Raw genomic sequence first — 17,229 nt, 5'->3', positions numbered from 1 at the left:
GTGGGAAGGGCATGCTCCTGCCCACCCTCCTCGCCATGACGCTGCATCAGGCACCGTCGTCCCTCACCACCGTCTCCGAACAGAGCGGCTGGACGCGCACGGGCCGCTACCCGGAAGTGGAGTCCCTCTGCCGCGCCTTCCCCAAGGCGTTCCCCGGCAAGGTCCGCTGCGACACGATTGGCACCACGCCGGAAGGCCGGCCGCTGCTCGCGCTCGTCGCCAGCGCGGATGGCACCCTCACGCCCGCCGCCGCGGCGCGCAAGCAGCGCCCCGTCGTCTTCTTCCAGGGCGGCATCCACTCCGGTGAGATTGACGGCAAGGACGCTGGCTTCTGGCTGCTGCGCGACCTGCTCGCCGGGAAGGAGCAGCCCGGCGTCCTCAAGCGCGTCACCGCCGTCTTCGTCCCCGTCTTCAATGTGGACGGACATGAGCGCTTCGGCCCCAACCACCGCCCCAACCAGAACGGCCCCGAGGAGATGGGCTGGCGCGCCACCGCGCAGAACCTCAACCTCAACCGCGACTACGCCAAGGCGGAGGCCCCGGAGATGGTGGCCCTGCTGAAGTACCTCCACGCGTGGGACCCGCTCGTCTACGCCGACCTGCACGCCACCAACGGCGCCAAGTTCGAACATGACGTGTCCGTGAGCATCGAGCCGCAGAAGTCCGGACCGGCCGCGCTGCGCGAGCTGGGCGTGAAGCTGCGCGAGGAGCTCTTCACCGAGCTGGAGTCCCAGCGGCACCTGCCCGTGCCCTTCTACCCGTCCTTCATCGAGGACGATGACCCCAGCTCCGGCTTCGCCTACGGCGTGCCGCCGCCGCGCTTCAGCCATGCCTACTGGGCCGCGCACCGCCGCTTCGGTGTGCTGGTGGAGACGCACTCGTGGAAGCCCTATGCGGAGCGCGTGAGGGCCACGCGGCATGTCGTGGCCAGCCTGCTGCGGCTGGTGGCTCGTGACGGCGCCGCCCTGCGCGCGGCGGTGAAGGCAGCGGACGCGGCGGACGCGGCCGGCAAGACGCGCGAGGTGGTGCTCGCGTGGAAGAACACGGAGCAGAAGCGGACCATCGACTTCCGGGGCTACGCCTATGAGCGGGGCGCCTCCGACGTGTCCGGCCAGACGTGGATTCGCTACGACGACACGAAGCCCCAGGTCTGGAAGGTGCCCTACTTCGAGGAGATTCAGCCCGCGCTCACCGCCTCGCTGCCCGCGGGTGGCTACCTGGTTCCGCCCGCGCACGCCGCCTGGGTGGAAGCGAAGCTGGCCGCGCATGGCCTGCGCTCGCAGCGCCTCTCCAAGCCCGTGGCCAGCGCGGCGGTGGAAAGCTTCCGCGCCACCGAAGCGAAGTGGAGCAGCCAGTCCGTGGAGAACCGGCAGACGCTCAACGTGAAGGGCGCGTGGGAGCCGCAGTCACAGGCGCTCCCCGCGGGCACGCTGTACGTGCCGGTGGCGCAGGAGGGCGTGGAGCTGGTGGCGCACCTGTTTGAGCCCACGGGGCCGGACTCGCTGCTGTCCTGGGGCTTCTTCAACGCCCACTTCGAGCAGAAGGAGTACGTGGAGGACTACGTGCTGGAGCCCTTCGCGCGGGAGCTGCTCGCGAAGGACGCTTCGGTGAAGGCGGAGTGGGAAGCGAAGTTGAAGGACCCGGCCTTCGCCAAGGACGCGCGCGCCCGCCTGCGCTTCTTCTATGAGCGCCACCCGGCCCGCGACGTCCAGCTCCGCGTCTACCCCGTGCTGCGCATCCAGGCCGCGCCCCAGGGGCTGGCGACGGTGAAGCCCGCGAAGCCGTAGGAAGCCTGGCCATGAAATGAAGACGCCCCGGAGCCAGCAGGCCCCGGGGCGTTTTTCATTCAGCCCTGCTGACTGACTCCGGCCTCCTTCTTCAACGAAGGCCGGAGCGCTTCCGCATCATCAGCCGATGATGCCTTCGCAGGCGCAGTAGCTCTGGTTGCAGACCGCGTTCGGACCGCAGCCGCCGCAGTCCGACTTACAGGCACAGGCGCACGTGTTGGGGTCCGCCTGGTACCGGTCACCGCAGTTCAGCGCGGCCGTGTCACACACGCAGCCGCACGCGTCCTGGCTGAACGTGAAGCCCGGCGCGCAGGTGGCCGTCTGGGCACACGTGCACGAGCAGGTGTCCGTGTTGCACGTCTCGTAGGTGCCGCACGTGCCGCCGCAGTCCGGCGCGCAGGTGAAGGCGCACACCGCGGGGTCCGTGTTGCACACCTGGCCCGGGTCACCGCCGCCGCCGCAGTCCGCCGGGCACTCGCACTGGTCCGTGGTGCGGTTGCACGTCAGCTTGCCTTCGCAGAAGTCCGGGTCGTTCGGGTCGTGGTACGGGTCCGCCGCGCACGGCGCGGGGATGCCGTTCGGGTTCGTCGTGCGGTCCGTCCAGTAGCGGTAGGACAGCGCCGCCTGGGTGGTCCCCGCGTTCTGCGGGCGGCACCCGCCGTAGAAGGACACCGCGCGGCTGATGCCGTCCACGTCGAAGCCGTGCGTGCGGCTGCGCGGCAGGTCTCCCGGCGTGGGGCACTGCGACGCGTTCGCCACCGCGTCCATGGCCACCTTCAGCGAGGCGCCGATGGGCGGCTTCTGCGTCCGGTAACCCACCGACGCGATGACGCTATCGATGATGGCGTTGATGGTGGTGGTGATGGCGTTCGAGTCCCGGATGCTGCCGTACACGCCGCCGGTGGCCTGGATGATGTCCAGGTGCCGCGGGTTCCGGGGGTCTTCCTGGGTCTGGCACCAGGTGCTGGTGTCGTTGGTGGCATTCTCGTGCGGGCAGAGGATGCCGTGCACGTCGATGGGCTGGTTCAGCGGGTTGCGGTTCGTCCCCGAGGTGTTGCCCGTGCCCAGGAAGTACTGGGCGTAGGTGTCGATGCTGTCGGTGGACTGGTCCCGCGTGTCCGTCAGGATGACGACCACGACCTTGGCGCCCGTGCGGAAGCGCGTCTCCGCCGTGCCACCGGACGAGCCCAGCAGGTTGATGACGGCGCGAGCCGCATCCAGCGGACGCTCCGTACCGTTTCCGCTCTGCCCCACCCAGCACTGCGAGTTGGACGAGCAGGTGGTGGGCTGGGTCCCCGTGGGGATGGTGACGGTGGTGCACTGGCCGTTGTTGCCGCAGGTGCTGTTCTGCGTCAGCCACGCCCGGAACTGGTTGATGTTCTGCGTGAAGCCACGCAGCAGCCCCGAGTTCGAACCACTGCCATAGGTATAGGTGGTGCTCACCATCGCCAGGCGATAATCCAGCGTCGCGTTGGCCAGCTTGGCCGCCACGGCCGAGGCCGCGTTGGCCAGCGACTGCTGCGACGAGGCCATGGAGCCGCTGTCGTCCACCACGAAGAGGAAGTCCACCACCGCCTGCCGCACGGTGAACTTCTCGCACTGCACCGCGTCCGCGTCACCGAACTGCGCCAGCGCCGAGCCGCCCGCCGTGTCCGCCGTCGTGAAGAGGCTGCCCGCCTCGTTGTAACGAGACGTCGGGGTGATGGCCATCACCACCACCACGCTCTGGTCGGAGCGGTGGACGTACTGCGCCTGCATGGTGAAGGGCCCGGTGATGCCGGCCGTTCCCGTCAGCTCTCCCGTGCTTCCGGGCACCAGTGAGCGGGTCAGGGTGTTGGTGAACGTCTTCAGGTCCGCGCTACCCGACAGGCCGTAGCGCGCCGACAGCGCGGCGTAGCCGTCCCAGGTGGTGAAGGTCTGCTGGAAGTCACGCGTGGCGGAGTTGAACGACGCGGAGCGGATGCCCGCCTCGTCGTTCGTGGGGTTGGACGACGTGCCCACGCGGCCGCGCTTGTACGCAATCAGCGTCACCTGCTTGGTCGCGTCCCAGCCGATGATGCCCACCGCGTTGTTGCCATCGCGGATGGTGCGCAGGTTGGCGTCCGTGAAGGTGGAGGGCAGCGCCAGCCGCAGGTCCGCGCCGTTCTCTTCCTTGAAGGTGACGGTGCGCAGGTTGGACGTGCGGCAGGCCTGGCCCGCCGGCGTGGTGGCCGCGCCGTCGGAGGAGTCGTTCGGGTTCAGCTCGCCCGCGTCCACGCGCCCGTTCTGGTTGGCGTCCTCCGCGCCGTCCTGGATGCCGTCACCGTCGCTGTCGGGGTTCGTCGGGGACGTGGTGGTGGTCGGGTCCGCGTCGCCCACGTAGCCACAGTTCTGACGCGGCGCCTGCGCCGTCGTCACACCCAGCTCCAGGCCGTCCAGCAGGCCGTCACCGTCCGTGTCGGGGTTGGTCGGGTCCGTCTCGCCCGGATCCACGCGGCCGTTACCGTTGGTGTCCTCACCGCGGAAGCCATTGCGGCCCGGGCCGTCCTGGAGACCGTCGCAGTCGGTGTCCGCCAGGCGGGGGTCCGTCTCACCGGCGTCCACGCGGCCGTTGCGGTTCTTGTCCTCGACACCGTCCTGGATGCCGTCACCGTCCGTGTCGGCGTTGTTCGGGTCCGTGCCCGTCGCAACCTCCACCGAGTCCGGGATGCCGTCGAAGTCGGCGTCCGGAATCGACGCGGCGCAGTCCGCCACGCGCGGGTCCGTCTCGTTGCCGTCCACGATGCCGTTGCGGTTGATGTCCTCGTCACCGTCGCTGCAGGTGTCGCCGTCCGAATCCGGGGCGAGCGGGTTGGTGCCGGTGCGCGACTCCAGGCCGTCATCCAGGCCGTCGCCATCCGTGTCGCGCTTGCGCGGGTCCGTCTCACCGGGGCTCACCACGCCGTTGCGGTTGGCGTCCTCCGCACCGTCCGACAGGCCGTCACCATCCGAGTCGATGGCGTTCGGGTCCGTCTCGCCCGGGTCCCTCCGGCCGTTGCGGTTGAGGTCCTCCAGGCCGTCCGGGATGCCGTCACCGTCCGTGTCCGCCAGCACCGGCGAGGTGCGCGTGGTCGTGTCCTGGTCACCGGGGAAGTTGCAGCGGGGGTCGGGGCTCGAGGTGCGGCCCACCTCCACGCCGTCGCGGATGCCGTCGCCATCCGTGTCACGCAGGCCGGGGTTCGTCTTCGCGCCGCCGGGATAGATGGTCGCGAACTCCTCCGCGTCCGTCAGGCCGTCACAGTCGGAGTCCTTCGTCGAGTTGTCAGGGTCATCGATATCCGTGGGCACCTCACCCGGGTCTGGGTCCGGATCCGGAATCACGCCCGCGTCTTCTTCAAGCGGGCCGGCATCCGTACCGCCGTCCCCGTCGCCGCCGGGGCCAGCATCGGTGTTCGGTTGTGGATTGGGGTCAGGGTCTTTCCCACCGCCGCAGCCAGTCAGCAACGACGCTGCCAGCAACGCGCAGGTGAAATACCTCATCAGGGAGTTGCGCATCGTCTTTGACTCCAATGACTCCGACTCCAGGTGGGGGGTGAGTCGAAGCAGACTTCCATAATAGAGAACAACGCGGGAGTTTCCGAGTACCTGTTCCCCTGGGGCAACTCTGAGTCGGGGTCTGGATGATCCCAGTCCAGTGACGTGGCTGGATTGCGCCCAGGCTGTTGGTAAACGGGGTTCGCGGGTTGAGAGGGCTCGGCTATCGTCGCACCCGTGCCCGTCTTCGGTCTTGCGGCATTGTGGAATGGCTCGGCTCCCCCGGAGCGCGTGGCGGCCTGGGTGGAAGGGATTGGCGAGGTGCTCACCTCCGCGCAGTCACTCCAGCTCGTGGTGGCCCTGCGCCCCGAGGAAGCAGGCATTGAATTGAAGGTGGAGGCTCCAGGCTATCCACGCTCCGCCGTGGAGCGGCTCGCGGAGGACGCGAAGCGCAGCGGTGGCACGTTCGTGGAGCTGTGGCGTCTGCCCAAGGCGGAGCGAGATGCCTTTCGCGCGGCGGCCTTCGGAGGCGGCACCACCTTCCGGGGAGACGAATGCTCCGCCGCGGCGCGGGTGCTGCAACAGCACCTGGCTACGCTGCCTGTCAGCAGCGTGCGGCCCGCGGGGCCCACCGTGGGTGGCGCCGCGGCCTCCGTACCTCCAACGAGCCCGAAGCCCGTGGAGGCGCCCGCTCCCTCTCCCAGCAACCAGACTCACCAGGTGCTCGTCCGCCCGCCGGAGGGGCCTCAGCGTCGCGGGCGCCGCTTCGCCGTGAAGCTGGAGATGGAGTTCCGGACCGAGTTGGACTTCGTGCGTGAGCACGCCCTCAACATCTCCAACGGCGGCCTCTTCGTGCGCACCGCGCACCGGCCCCTGCCCGACAGCGTCGTCACCGTGGACGTGAAGCTGCCCAACGGCGAACGCCTGCAGGGCGACGCGGTGGTGGTCCACGTGGTGGACGACCCGTACACGGGCGGAGTGGGCCTGGCGTTCCTCAACGACGACGCCACCTTCTCCCAGACGTTGGACGACTACCTGGCGAGCCTCGCGGGTGGCGTGGGCTGAACGTGATGGAGAACGTGCGGGAAATCTGGCCTCGCGACCATGGCCGCTTCCAGCTGCTGTCTCGGCTGGGACGCGGCGGCATGGCGGAGGTGTTTCTCGCGCGGATGCAGCAGGGCCCACATGCCGGAGCGCAGGTGGCCCTCAAGCGCGTGCGTCCCGAGCGCATGAGAGACGCGGAGGCCCACGAGCAGCTCCTGCACGAAGCCGAGCTCGCCCGCTGCCTGCGTCACCCGTACATCGTCGGCTTCGTGGAGTACGGCGAGCTGCCGGACGGTGGCTACCTGGCGCTGGAGTTGGTGGAAGGCCCCGACCTGGGCCGCGTGCTGGCGCGGTGCCGCCGCCGCCGCATCGAGCTGCCCATCGACATCTCCGTGCTCATCGTCCGGCAGGTGCTGGAGGCCCTGTCGCACGCGCACCATGCCGTCAGCACCACGGGCCGCCCCCTGGGCGTGGTGCACTGTGACGTGTCCCCGCACAACGTGCTGCTGTCCCGCACCGGTGAGGTGAAGCTGGCGGACTTCGGCGTGGCGCGCTCCCGCGCGGGCGCGGTGCAGGACATCCGGCGGCTGGGCAAGCAGCACTACCGCTCCCCGGAGCTGCTCGCGGGCGACGTGTCCGTGGCGGTGGACCTGTGGGCGACGGCGGTGCTGCTCTACGAGCTGCTGGCGCTTGAGTCGCCCTTCCCTTCCGGCCCGGAGGAGCAGGTGGAGTCCTCCATCCGCGGCGGCCGGGTGACGCCCGTACGCATGCGTGTGCCCGGCGTCCCCGACGCGCTGGCGCTGGTGCTGGACCGCGCGCTAGCGCCCGTCCCTTCGCAGCGCTTCGGCTCCGCGGAGCAGTTCGCCCGGGCCCTGGTGCCGCTGAGCGATGACCGCGTGGCCACGCCCCTGGCCGTGGCCGCGGTGGTGCGCGGGCTGATGGAGACCTGAGCCCGCCAGGGTCCGCTACGCCACCTCCTGCTGTCCCATGGAAGGAGGCACCATGCCCGGGTCGCCCTCCACCACCAGCCGGCTGCGCCCGCCGCCCTGCTTCACCACGCGCACCTGCACGCCGATGCGCTCCGCCATGCCGCTGACGTGCGAGATGATGCCCACCTGCCGGCCCGTGGCCTGGAGCGCGTCCAGCGTGGCCAGGGCCACCTCCAGCGTCTCCGGGTCCAGCGTGCCGAAGCCCTCGTCGATGAAGAGCGTCTCCACTTGCGTCGTCTCCGACGAAAGGGACGCCAGCCCCAACGCGAGCGCCAGGGACACCAGGAAGCTCTCACCGCCGGACAGGCTGGCCACGCTGCGGACCTCGTCGCCCATGTCCCCGTCCACGATTTGGAGGTCCAGGTCGTGTCCGGGCACGCGCATCAGCCGGTAGCGCCGCGCGAGCTCCCGCAAGTGCGCGTTGGCATGCAGCAGCAAGGCGTCCAGCGTGAGGCTCTGGGCGAAGACCTTGAAACGCTTGCCGTCATGCGAGCCGATGAGGTCGCCCAGCACCTTCCACACCTCCGCCGCGCGGCGGCCCTCCTCCAAGGCCGCGGCCTCGGTGCCGTGCCGCGCCCGCGCCGTGTCGTCCGCCTCCAGGCGCGCGTGCAGCGCGGCCTCGGCATGACGACGGGCCTCGACCTCCGCGCGCAGCCGCTCACATTCGGCGCCCGCGTACTGTTCGGAGAGCGCCGGAGGACCGGAGTCCTCGTGCCGCGCGCGACGCTCGCTTCGCTCCGCCAGCACGGCGGTCGCCTGGGCGAGCGCCTCACGCAGGGCCGACAGTGCGCGAGCCTCGGCTTCACGCCAGGCCGCGTCGAATGCCAGCAGCGTCCGCACGGCCTCCAGCGTGGTCCCACGCGCGGCGAGCAGCGTTGTCAGCGCGGCGCCTTCCGACTCACGCAGGGCCAGCGCCTCCGTCCTGGCGCGCACGGCATCCTCGGCACGCGCGGTGGCGACCTGCGCCGCCTGACGCGCCGCTTCGGCGCGCTCACGTGCCTGCTCGAAGGCTGACTCCGTGGCCTCCAGCCGTGCCTGGAGCTCGGCGCGGACCTCCGCCGTGGGACGGCCGTGCAGCAGGGCCGCGCGTGCGCGGGTCAGCTCGCCGCGCTCCTGCTCCTTGCGCACGGCGAAGGCCTGATGCTCCTCGGCGTGGCGGGTGCTCACCTCCACCAATCCCTGCGCCCGGGCGCGATGACGCTGCTCCTCGGCCTCGCGCTCCTCCGCCTTCAGCCGGGCCTCCTCCTTCCCCTTCCACATCACCACCCGCTCTCCACACTTGCGGCGGAAGGTGGCCGGGTCCTCCTCCAACTTCCGCTCCCAGCCCACGTCCGCGGTGAAGACGGGTGACACCTCCGCGAGCACCTGCCGCAACGTCTGCTCCGCGGTCTCGAGCCGGGCATGGACGTCCTTGAGCACCGACTCCGCGCGCGCCAGCGCCTCCTCCGCCCGGCGCAGCGACTCCGCCGCCACCTCGCGCCGCGTGCGCTGCGTCTCCAGCGCCGCGCGGGCCTCTCGCGCGGTGCGGGCCAGTGACTCGTCGGCCTGCTCGTCGGCCTTCAGCGCCGCCAATTGCTCCGCGACCTCAGCACGCGCCGCATCGAGCCACGCGCCCGCCTCGGGCGAGCCTCCCGCAGCCGGTGGCGACGCGTCAGCGCCTCCGGCTCGCGCCGACGACCGCGCAGCCTCGGCGCCCCCGTCCACACTGGACATTCGAGCGCTGCCATCGGACGCCGGCACGGAGGGAGTACGGGAGGACACTTCCGCGCCCGCTTCCCGGATGGACTCCAGCCACGAGGCACGCCCCTTCCGCCAGGCCTCGCCGTGCGCCTCCGCGCGAGCCTCCGCGGACTGCCTGCGCGCCTCCGCCTGTCCGGCACGCGCATTCGCCGCCGCGCGCCGAGCGCTCGCCGCCACCTCCGCCTGGGTGGCCGCGGTCCGCTCCTTCTCCAGCGTCTCCACGCGCGAAGCTGCTTCCGCGACCAGCCCATCGAGCGCGGACACCTCGCGCGCGTAGGGGTGCTCTTCCGCGCCACACAACGGGCACGGCTCACCGTCCTTCAGCAATGTACGGTGGGACGCATAGCCCTGCGTCGCCTGCGCCAGCGACAGCGAGCGCTGCGCCTCCTTGAGCGCGGCTTCCCCCTGCGTCCGCCGGGTCTCCGCCGCGCGCGCTTCCGCCGTCGCGGCCTCGACCTCCGCCTTCGCCGCCTTCACCTCCGTGCCCGCCTCGCGAGCCTCGGCCTCATCCGCGACGAGCCCCTCGTGAGCAGTCTTCAAGCCCCGCACGGCCTCCTGCCGCGCCAACAGGCGTTCACGCTGCGCCCGCCGCTGCGCGCCCGTCTCCGTCCCCACGGCCGCCTCGGCGTGCGTCGCCGCGGCCAGGGCCATCTCCTCCGCACGGACCGCGGCATCCCGCTCCCCCCGCCGAAGGCCCACCGTCTCGCGCAGTCCCTCCACCTCACCGAGCAGCCGTCCGGACTCCTCACCCGCCTTGCGCCGCTCGCCCTGCGCCCCCTCGTAGCGCTCCAGCTCGCGATGCCAGCGCGGCCACTCGCTCGTGAGCGCGACCCAGTGCGCCTTCTCCGTCAGCCAGTGCCTCGCGGCCTCCCCCTTGTCCCGTGCCTCGGCCTCGCGCACGAGCACGGCATCCAGCTCCGCCTTCGCCTCCGACAGTGCCGCCTGGGACTTCTCCGCCCGCGCCCGCGCCTCACGCGCCTCCCGGGAAACACCTTCCAGCTGCGCATCCAGTCGCGCCGCCTCCTCCAGCGCGGGACGCGTCGCCACCTCCCGCTCCTGCGCCGCGGCGCGCGCGGTCTCCGCCTCCAGTTGCCCCACCCGCCGCGCCGAGACCTCCGACAGCGCCGCCTCCACCTCCGACGCCCGCGCCACCTGCGCCGCCTCCGCCTCCGCCCACCGGCGCTCCGCGGCCTCCGCCGCCGCCACCGGCCCCCGGAAGGCCTCCGCCTCGCGGACCGCCTCCAGCCGTGCCGCGCGCGGCGCCGCCTCCTCCAGGGCCGTCCTGGCCGACTGCGCCTTCGCCTCCGCCGCGAGCTCCGCCTCCCGCAGCCCCGCCCGCGCGACATGCCACGCCGCCGCGCCCTCCGCGTCCTTGAGCAGCGCCTCCACCGCCTGACGCGCCCGGGACTCCTCACCGAGCGCCGCCGCCGCCGCCGCGCGCTCCGCCTCTGGCATCAGGGCAATCGCCGCCAATCCCTGCGCCCGCTTCGCCAGCGACTCCTGCTCCGCCTTGTTCTTCTCATGCGCGGCCATGGACAGGCGGCTGTACACCTCCGTGCCCGTCATCCGCTCCAGCAGCTCCGCGCGCTCGCTGGCATCCGCCTTGAGGAAGGCCGCGAACTCGCCCTGCGCCAGCAGCGCCGAGCGACGGAACTGGTCGAACGACAACCCCAGCCGCTCCTGGATGGCGGCCAGCACCTCGCCCTTGGTGCGGCCCGTGAGCTGCCCGGTGACCACGTCCATCAACTGCATTTCCTGGGGCCGGAAGCGCCCCTCGGCGCGGTTGCGCGCGCGCCACACGGACCAGCGCGCCCGGTAGCGCCGCCCGTCCTTGCCCAGGAAGTCCACCTCCGCGTAGCCCTCGCCCGCGCCCCGGCGCAACATGCCGCGCACGTCGTAGGCGGACAGCCGCGCGTCCTCGTCCTCGTCCGCGCGGCCCACCGGCGCGCCGCCTCGTCCCCCCAGCCGGGGCGTGCGGTCGAACAGCGCCAGACACAGGGCGTCCAGCAACGTGCTCTTGCCCGCGCCCGTGGCGCCGGTAATCGCGAACAGGCCCAGCCGGTCCAACGGCGGCTGGTCCAGCTCCAGCGCGAAGTCCCCCGCGAAGCTCGTCAGGTTGGAACCGCGAATCGCGAGCACCTTCACGGCGACTCCTCCTGCACGTCGGTCAGCAACGTATGGAATGCCTCCAGCAGCGCCGGTGCGGGTGGCTCCTCGAAGTCACGGGCGTAACGCGCGCGGAAGACATCCTCGGGCGTGCGTTCCTTCAGGGAGAGGCCCGGCTGCACCTCCGCCAGCGCGCCTCCCGTCCCGGTATAGGCGGGCGTCAGCTTCACCAGTCGCGCGGCCTTCCCCTCCAGCACCTTCTCCACCTTCTGCCGCAGCGCGGGCTCCGGCCGGGGCAACGACACGCACACCTCCAGGTAGGGCCGCCGCCACTCCAGCGTGTCCGCGTCGTGCGCCGGCAAGCCCTCCAGTTGCGTCAGCACCGCGTCCAGGGGCGCCGCGTCCCGCGAAGGGACGCGCACCATGTCCGTGGTCCGGGGCACGGGCAGGGATTGCACCTCGCGCAGCGCGTCGCCTTCCAGCTCCACCAGCAGCACCTGATGCCGGTAGCCCGCCTCCGACAGCGACAGGGGCAACGGCGAGCCGCTGTAACGCACCCCCTCGCGTCCGCCCACCCGCTGGGCCTTGTGCAGATGCCCCAGCGCCGCGTAGGCCACGTCGTCCGGGAACAGGTCCACGGGCAGCGCGTGCTGGTTGCCACCGAGAATCTTCCGCTCGCTCAACGCGGACAGCTCCGTGCCCGTCATGTAGCAATGCCCCATGGCCACCAGCGCCTGTCCCGCCTGACGCCTGCGCCGCGCCGCGGCCAGCACCTCCGCGTACACCGCGCGCACCCCCTCCACCATCCGGTCTCCCATGTCCCCGGGCACGGGCGGCAGGTCCGAGGGACGCAGATACGGCACCGCCGCCACCCACGCCCCCACCCGTCCCTTCGCGTCGTGCAGCGGCACCAGCAGCCGCTCCTGGTCCATGGCGCCTCGGGCCCGCGGCAGTCCGCCCACCACGTGCACGCCCAGCGCCGCGAACAGCGGGTCCGGCGCGTCCAGCCGCGCCGCGGAGTCGTGGTTGCCGCCAATCACCACCACGTCCAGCCGGGGCATCCGCCGCCGCGCCTTCGCGACGAACTGGTACCAGGCCGCCTGCGCCTCCGCGCTGGGGTTCGCCGTGTCGAAGATGTCCCCGGCCACCAGCAGCGCGTCCACGGACTCCGCTTCCAGGGTCTCCAGCAGCCAGTCCAGGAAGGCCGCGTGCTCCGCATCCCGCGAGACGTCGTACAGCGTGTGTCCCAGGTGCCAGTCCGACGTGTGCAGCAGGCGCATCAGGCGTCCACCCTCCCTCTTTCCCGTGGCGCTCTGGCCAGCGGGCAGCCTCCAACAGAGGGCTGCTCGCTCCAAGCGGCGGGCGCCTGCTCCCTTACTCCCTCACCCTGACATGTGCGCAAGTTCCTGTAATTCCAGGCCGTTCTGGAGAAGACGCCCCGCCACGTCCCCTCCGGAGGCCCTCACGCACGGAGGGGGTTGGCCAATACGCTCCGAGCAGAGATGCTCGCGGGAATGACCGGGCTACAAATTGGCATCTTCGCCGGCATCCTCGGGGCGGGCGTCGGCGTCTCGAGCATCGTTGGCTACTTCCGCTGGCGCCGCTGGAAGCATCAAATCCAGGTTTGGCAGGACTTCGCGACCACCCGTGGCTGGTCCTTCATGCCGACGCCCGGCAGGTTCATGTACTCCGCGGGGACCTTGAAGATGGAGGGCAGCTACGCCGGGCGTCCGCTCACCCTGGAGACCGAGTACCGCCACCACGAGAAGGCGTACCGCATCGCCACCATCATCCGGCACGAGCTCGGCGACGACTTTCCGCGCGAGGTGGTCATCCGGCCCGAGGGGCTGGGCGACAAGTTCCTCAAGCTGTTCGGCGTACAGGACGAGCAAATTGGCGATGCCGGCCTCGACGCCGTGCTGGACCTGAAGAACGTCACCCCTCAGGCCCGCGCCATCCTCCTCAGCGCGGGCATGCGGCGCCCCCTGCTGAACCTGGCCCGCGCCTTCGAGGCCTTCTCCATCGAGAACGGCGTCCTGTCGGCGGAGGTGATAAACGAAGTCCCATGCACCTCCGTCGAGTTGTACGGCTTGCTGACGCCCGTGCGTGAGCTGGCCGACGCCGTGCAGGGCACGCGCGGCCATACCCAGTGGCGGTCGGAGGGCACCGGACAGGAAGGCACCCAGTCCTGAGGCTGGAGACCCTGCTGACACGCCGTGGGTCCCGCGCGTGCGGCATCCGCGCAGGGTGCTTTGCCGCCACTTCGGGAACGTCACCCTCGAGGACGAGCGGCGCCAGGCGGTGAAGCTCGGCATGCCCGGCAGCGTCGAAGCGCTGGAGTCCATGGTGACTCCAGCGCTTCTGCTCAAAGATGCCCTGCACGAGGTGGCCGAGCAGGGCCACCCGCGCAAGAGCAGCCAGGCGCGCTCAACTGCGACGCGACCGCCGCCGCTGGAGCACGAGCCACGCAAGCGAGCCCCAAGCCAACGGCGCCAGCGGCATCGCGTTGCAGTTGCAGCCGCCCGGCTCGTTGGGAGGCGGAGGCTCGGTTCCGGCGTCCGTCCCCCCATCCGACGACGGCGACTCACAGGGGACATCCCCCACGCACACCGTCGCCTCAGCGGAGCCCTGCTGCCCCGTCGAGTCCACCACGACGAAGCGGACGCGGTGCCAGCCCGGCGTCAGGCCCGTGGTGTCCCAGCGGCTGGGCTCGCCGCCGTAGGAGTAGGGGCTTTCGGTCCGCTCGTCGGTGTAGCGCAGCACGTCGTCCACGTAGAACTCCGCGTGCGTGCAGCCCACGTCGTCCTGGCAGTCGCCGTAGAACTCCGCCGTGGCGCCGGACACATGCTCACCGTCCTCGGGACGCGTGAGGATGGCGGTGGGCGGCGCGTCCGGGCTCACCGTGATGGTGAAGTCCTGCACGGCGTCCGGCGCGGCGCCGTTGCTCACGCGCACGGAGACTTCCACCGTGCCCGTCTCGGTGGGCTCCCAGGTGATGACGCCAGTGGCGGCATCGATGCTCATGCCCGGCACCGTGCTCACCAGCGCATACGTGGGCGCGGGCCGAGCCGTCGCCTGCACCGCATACCGGTACGGAGTACCCACCACCGCTCGGGTCACCGGCTCGGAGAGGATGAAGGGCGGAATGGGGGTCGTGTCCTGCTCGAAGGCCTCCACCTCACGCGCGTCCACACCCGGGGCGGCCACGGTGATGATGGCCGTGGCGTCCTCGGTGTCCGCGTCCGCCGCGGCGGCCAGGGTGACGTCCTTGGGCGTGTTCCAGTCAGAGGTGGTGAAGGTCAGCGTCGCCCCGGACTGGACGGAGAGGTCCTCGTCCCCGCGGGTGCGTGCCACGGTCACCGTGACGTTGCGCGTGGGCCGCCGTGAGAGCGACACGCCGAAGGTCGCCGTCCCGCCCTCCACGACCGTCACCTGCGACTCGGTCAGCACCAGGCGCGGCGAGTCGTTGTCGATGGTGGTGGCCACCACCGCCACCTCCCGCAGCCCGTCCGCCACCACCATGAAGGTGGCGACATCCGGCGTCTCGTCCTCGTCCACCGCCGCGGTGAGCGTCACCACCCGGGGCACGTTCCAGTTGGACGCGGTGAAGGTGAGCGCCGCGCCGCTGACGATGCTCAGGTCCTCGGAGCCGCCCAGCGCGCGAGAGACCTGCACGGAGACATCGGAGGCCGGCGCTTCGGCCAGGCGCACGGTGAAGACAGCGCGTCCGCCCTCCTCGACGCGCGGCTGCAGCCCGGACACCACCAGTTTCTGTCCCGGCGTCTCGGGCGAGATGCGCCGCAGGACGCCGCCCGACGCGCCGATGGTGTAGACCGCGCCGTCCGGCCCCACCGACATGTCCACCTGCGAGGTGAAGCCGGTGGCCCATTCATCCACCGTGGCCACCGAGTTGTCCTCTTCCAGGGTGACTCGCGTCAGCTGACCGGTGTTGAAGTCCCCGAAGAAGAAGTTGTCCTGGTACGCCTCGTCGAACAGGGTCGCGTCGTAGAAGGTGCCACCCGTGATGGAGCCACCGAGTTCCTGCGTCGTGGCCGTTCCCCCGCTGCTCGCCGCGTCCGGCAGCGAAGGCTGCGACACGGTGAAGGTCGTGGGGGAAGGAACGCTGGCCACCAGCAACAGGCCATTGAAGCTCGCATCCTCCACACCGTTGAGCGTGAGCCGCTCACCCTTGCGGAAGCCATGGTTCCCGGTGGTGGTGAAGGTGGTCACCCCGCTGCTGCGTACGGCGCCGCCCGCGGCGAGGCCGCGGGTGTCGGAACCGTTGGTCCTGTACTTGACGACGGGAGTGATGAAGTCGTTGGTGCTGGGTTGGTCGTTCTCGTAGTCGCTGTAGCCGGCATGGCTTCGGCGGGTGACGACGAAGACCTGCTCGTAGTCGGTGCCCGCGCTGTTCACCCACAACCGGCCCGTGGTGGGCTGGAAGGTGAAGGTGAAGGGATTGCGGAGGCCGCGCGCCCAGATGTACTCGTTGTTGGGCCCCACGCCGTCGTTGAAGGGGTTGTCGCTGGCGGGCGTGCCATCCGGGTTCGCGCGGCTCACCTTGGCCGCCATCGACGTCAGGTCCGCATTCACGCCCGTGCCGTTGCCCAGGTCGCCAATGGCCCAGTAGAGCTTTCCGTCCGGGCCGAAGCCAATGGCGCCGCCGTCATTGTTCGCGCCCCGCGTGGGCAGCCGACTGACGACGACGGTGCGCGCCGTGCCCCTCCCGTTCGCATCCGTGTAGCGGACAATCTGCTGCTCCGACGCGGAGACGGTGACGAAGAAATAGACGTAGCGGTTGACCACGTAGTTCGGATCGAACGCGATACCGAGGAGGCCGCACTCGCTGCTGGTGTGGATGGCATCCTCCGTCGCGAACACCTGCGTCACCAGCGTGCTGTTCCCTGGTTGCGTTTCAGGCTGGCCGTCCTTCAGCGACACCACCCGGATTTCGCCCGTCTTGAGGGTGATGAACAGGCGGCCTGAACCGTCCGGCGCCCATGCCATCCCCGTGGCCTGCGTGAGGGTATTGGAGGTGAAGGGCGTCTCCACGAAGCCGGAGGGCACCGCGGCCCAGGCGGGCGAAGACAGCCCTAACAACCCAAGTAACATCAAAGTAGCGCGCATGTGTGTTGAGGATAGCGCAGTGTCCCCTCAGCACGCATGAGACGTTCGCGAGGGCGCACCCATCCTGTATTGGATTGTGTCAGTGTTTCCGCCCCCCATTGTTTGCACCAGGGTGGGCTTGCTCGTGGACAGGCGCGTGCGCGGGGCCACTCAGCCCGTCTTCGCCAACGTCTGCTCGAACAGCGCGCGAACCTGCGTGGCCAACGCCTGTGAGTCCGGACCGAAGGACTCCGGCGGCAGCGCGGGAAGCACGCGCACGCGGATGGAGGCGGTGGGACTCATCCAGGGGCCGTCTCCGTCCAGCAGCCCTGGCGTGCCCTCCACCACCACGGGCACCACCGGCACATGCTCCTCCAGCGCGAGCTGGAAGGCGCCCCGCTTGAAGGGCAGCAACTGCCCGCCCTTGGAGTACGTCCCCTCCGGGAAGATGAGCACCGGCATGCCACGACGAAGCCAGCGCCGGCACGGGTCCAGGAGCTGGTTCATGGCAGTGGACGAGCCCCGGACGATGGGCACGTAGGCCAGCAGCGTCATCATCCACCCCACCAGAGGCAGCGAGAACAGCGACGCCTTCGCCACGAACTTGTAGGGATGGAACAGGCCCATGACGGCGAGGATGTCCGCCGCGGACTGGTGGTTGACCACCATCACACAGGGCCCGGGCGGAATGAGCTCACGGCCTTCGATTCGCGTGCGCCAGCCTGGGGATGCGTGCAGCCACAGGCCGTAGCACCAACGACAGACCAGTGAGTGCAAGAGCCGCCGGTCCCGGTCGAACGGGTACGTGACGACGAGCAGCAGCGCGCCCAGGGTGAACAGCACCGGGGCGGTGAGCAGGAAGACGACCCAGAACCAGAGCGTGACGGCGTACTTCATGGCGAGGCCCCAGGCATACCACCTTCGGGCCCATCCCACGCTCCCCTCCTGACGGCCCCCCCCATTCC

Annotated in this window: 9 protein-coding genes; 4 read left to right on the top strand and 5 right to left on the bottom strand. The window is 70.7% G+C overall.

Features of this window, described 5'->3' with window-relative positions; genetic code table 11:
- The first annotated feature begins 11 nt into the window (after positions 1-11).
- Positions 12-1,787, top strand: a complete 1,776-nt coding sequence (locus FL344_RS14140) for a M14 family metallopeptidase (protein ID WP_141618902.1) — start codon at positions 12-14, stop codon at positions 1,785-1,787.
- A 120-nt stretch (positions 1,788-1,907) separates the two neighbouring features.
- On the opposite strand, the gene cglD is transcribed toward FL344_RS14140, so the two are convergent.
- Positions 1,908-5,300 carry an adventurous gliding motility lipoprotein CglD gene (gene cglD, locus FL344_RS14135; RefSeq protein WP_141618901.1) on the bottom strand — a complete coding sequence of 1,131 codons (3,393 nt, stop codon included), beginning with the start codon at positions 5,298-5,300 and terminating at the stop codon, positions 1,908-1,910.
- A gap of 216 nt (positions 5,301-5,516) precedes the next feature.
- On the opposite strand from cglD, the gene FL344_RS14130 reads away from it, so the two are divergent.
- Together FL344_RS14130 and FL344_RS14125 are read left to right on the top strand one after the other, a co-directional pair.
- Complete coding sequence (locus FL344_RS14130; RefSeq protein ID WP_141618900.1) at positions 5,517-6,344, top strand: TIGR02266 family protein; 828 nt, start codon at positions 5,517-5,519, stop codon at positions 6,342-6,344.
- A gap of 5 nt (positions 6,345-6,349) precedes the next feature.
- A complete protein-coding gene (locus FL344_RS14125; protein ID WP_141588341.1) occupies positions 6,350-7,273 on the top strand; it encodes a serine/threonine-protein kinase in 924 nt (307 codons plus the stop codon).
- Between the two features lie 15 nt (positions 7,274-7,288).
- On the opposite strand, the gene FL344_RS14120 is transcribed toward FL344_RS14125, so the two are convergent.
- Positions 7,289-11,197 carry an AAA family ATPase gene (locus FL344_RS14120; RefSeq protein ID WP_141618899.1) on the bottom strand — a complete coding sequence of 1,303 codons (3,909 nt, stop codon included), beginning with the start codon at positions 11,195-11,197 and terminating at the stop codon, positions 7,289-7,291.
- Positions 11,194-12,438 (bottom strand): exonuclease SbcCD subunit D C-terminal domain-containing protein, encoded by a 1,245-nt coding sequence (locus FL344_RS14115; RefSeq protein WP_141618898.1) that lies wholly within the window; start codon positions 12,436-12,438, stop codon positions 11,194-11,196. Before FL344_RS14115 ends, FL344_RS14120 begins: the two co-directional genes overlap by 4 nt.
- A gap of 234 nt (positions 12,439-12,672) precedes the next feature.
- Here FL344_RS14115 and FL344_RS14110 point away from each other — a divergent pair, with 234 nt between their 5' ends.
- Positions 12,673-13,350: a hypothetical protein gene (locus FL344_RS14110; RefSeq protein WP_228565038.1), complete on the top strand. Its 678-nt coding sequence runs from the start codon at positions 12,673-12,675 to the stop codon at positions 13,348-13,350.
- A gap of 235 nt (positions 13,351-13,585) precedes the next feature.
- Here the strand turns inward: FL344_RS14110 and FL344_RS14105 are convergent, their stop codons facing one another.
- Positions 13,586-16,285: a PQQ-dependent sugar dehydrogenase gene (locus FL344_RS14105; protein WP_141618896.1), complete on the bottom strand. Its 2,700-nt coding sequence runs from the start codon at positions 16,283-16,285 to the stop codon at positions 13,586-13,588.
- Positions 16,286-16,435: 150 nt separating this feature from the next.
- A complete protein-coding gene (locus FL344_RS14100; protein ID WP_141618895.1) occupies positions 16,436-17,161 on the bottom strand; it encodes a 1-acyl-sn-glycerol-3-phosphate acyltransferase in 726 nt (241 codons plus the stop codon).
- Between the last annotated feature and the right edge of the window lie 68 nt (positions 17,162-17,229).

The organism is Myxococcus sp. AB036A (assembly GCF_006547355.1).
GTDB classification, from domain to species: domain Bacteria; phylum Myxococcota; class Myxococcia; order Myxococcales; family Myxococcaceae; genus Myxococcus; species Myxococcus virescens.
This window is presented reverse-complemented; position numbering and strand designations above follow the sequence as displayed.

Excerpts from the sequence above, each read along its gene's own strand:
- FL344_RS14140 (WP_141618902.1), top strand. The coding sequence starts at position 12 with ATGCTCCTGCCCACCCTCCTCGCCATGACGCTGCATCAGGCACCGTCG.
- cglD (WP_141618901.1), bottom strand. The coding sequence starts at position 5,300 with ATGCGCAACTCCCTGATGAGGTATTTCACCTGCGCGTTGCTGGCAGCG.
- FL344_RS14125 (WP_141588341.1), top strand. The coding sequence starts at position 6,350 with ATGGAGAACGTGCGGGAAATCTGGCCTCGCGACCATGGCCGCTTCCAG.
- FL344_RS14115 (WP_141618898.1), bottom strand. The coding sequence starts at position 12,438 with ATGCGCCTGCTGCACACGTCGGACTGGCACCTGGGACACACGCTGTAC.
- FL344_RS14110 (WP_228565038.1), top strand. The coding sequence starts at position 12,673 with ATGACCGGGCTACAAATTGGCATCTTCGCCGGCATCCTCGGGGCGGGC.
- FL344_RS14105 (WP_141618896.1), bottom strand. The coding sequence starts at position 16,285 with ATGCGCGCTACTTTGATGTTACTTGGGTTGTTAGGGCTGTCTTCGCCC.
- FL344_RS14100 (WP_141618895.1), bottom strand. The coding sequence starts at position 17,161 with ATGAAGTACGCCGTCACGCTCTGGTTCTGGGTCGTCTTCCTGCTCACC.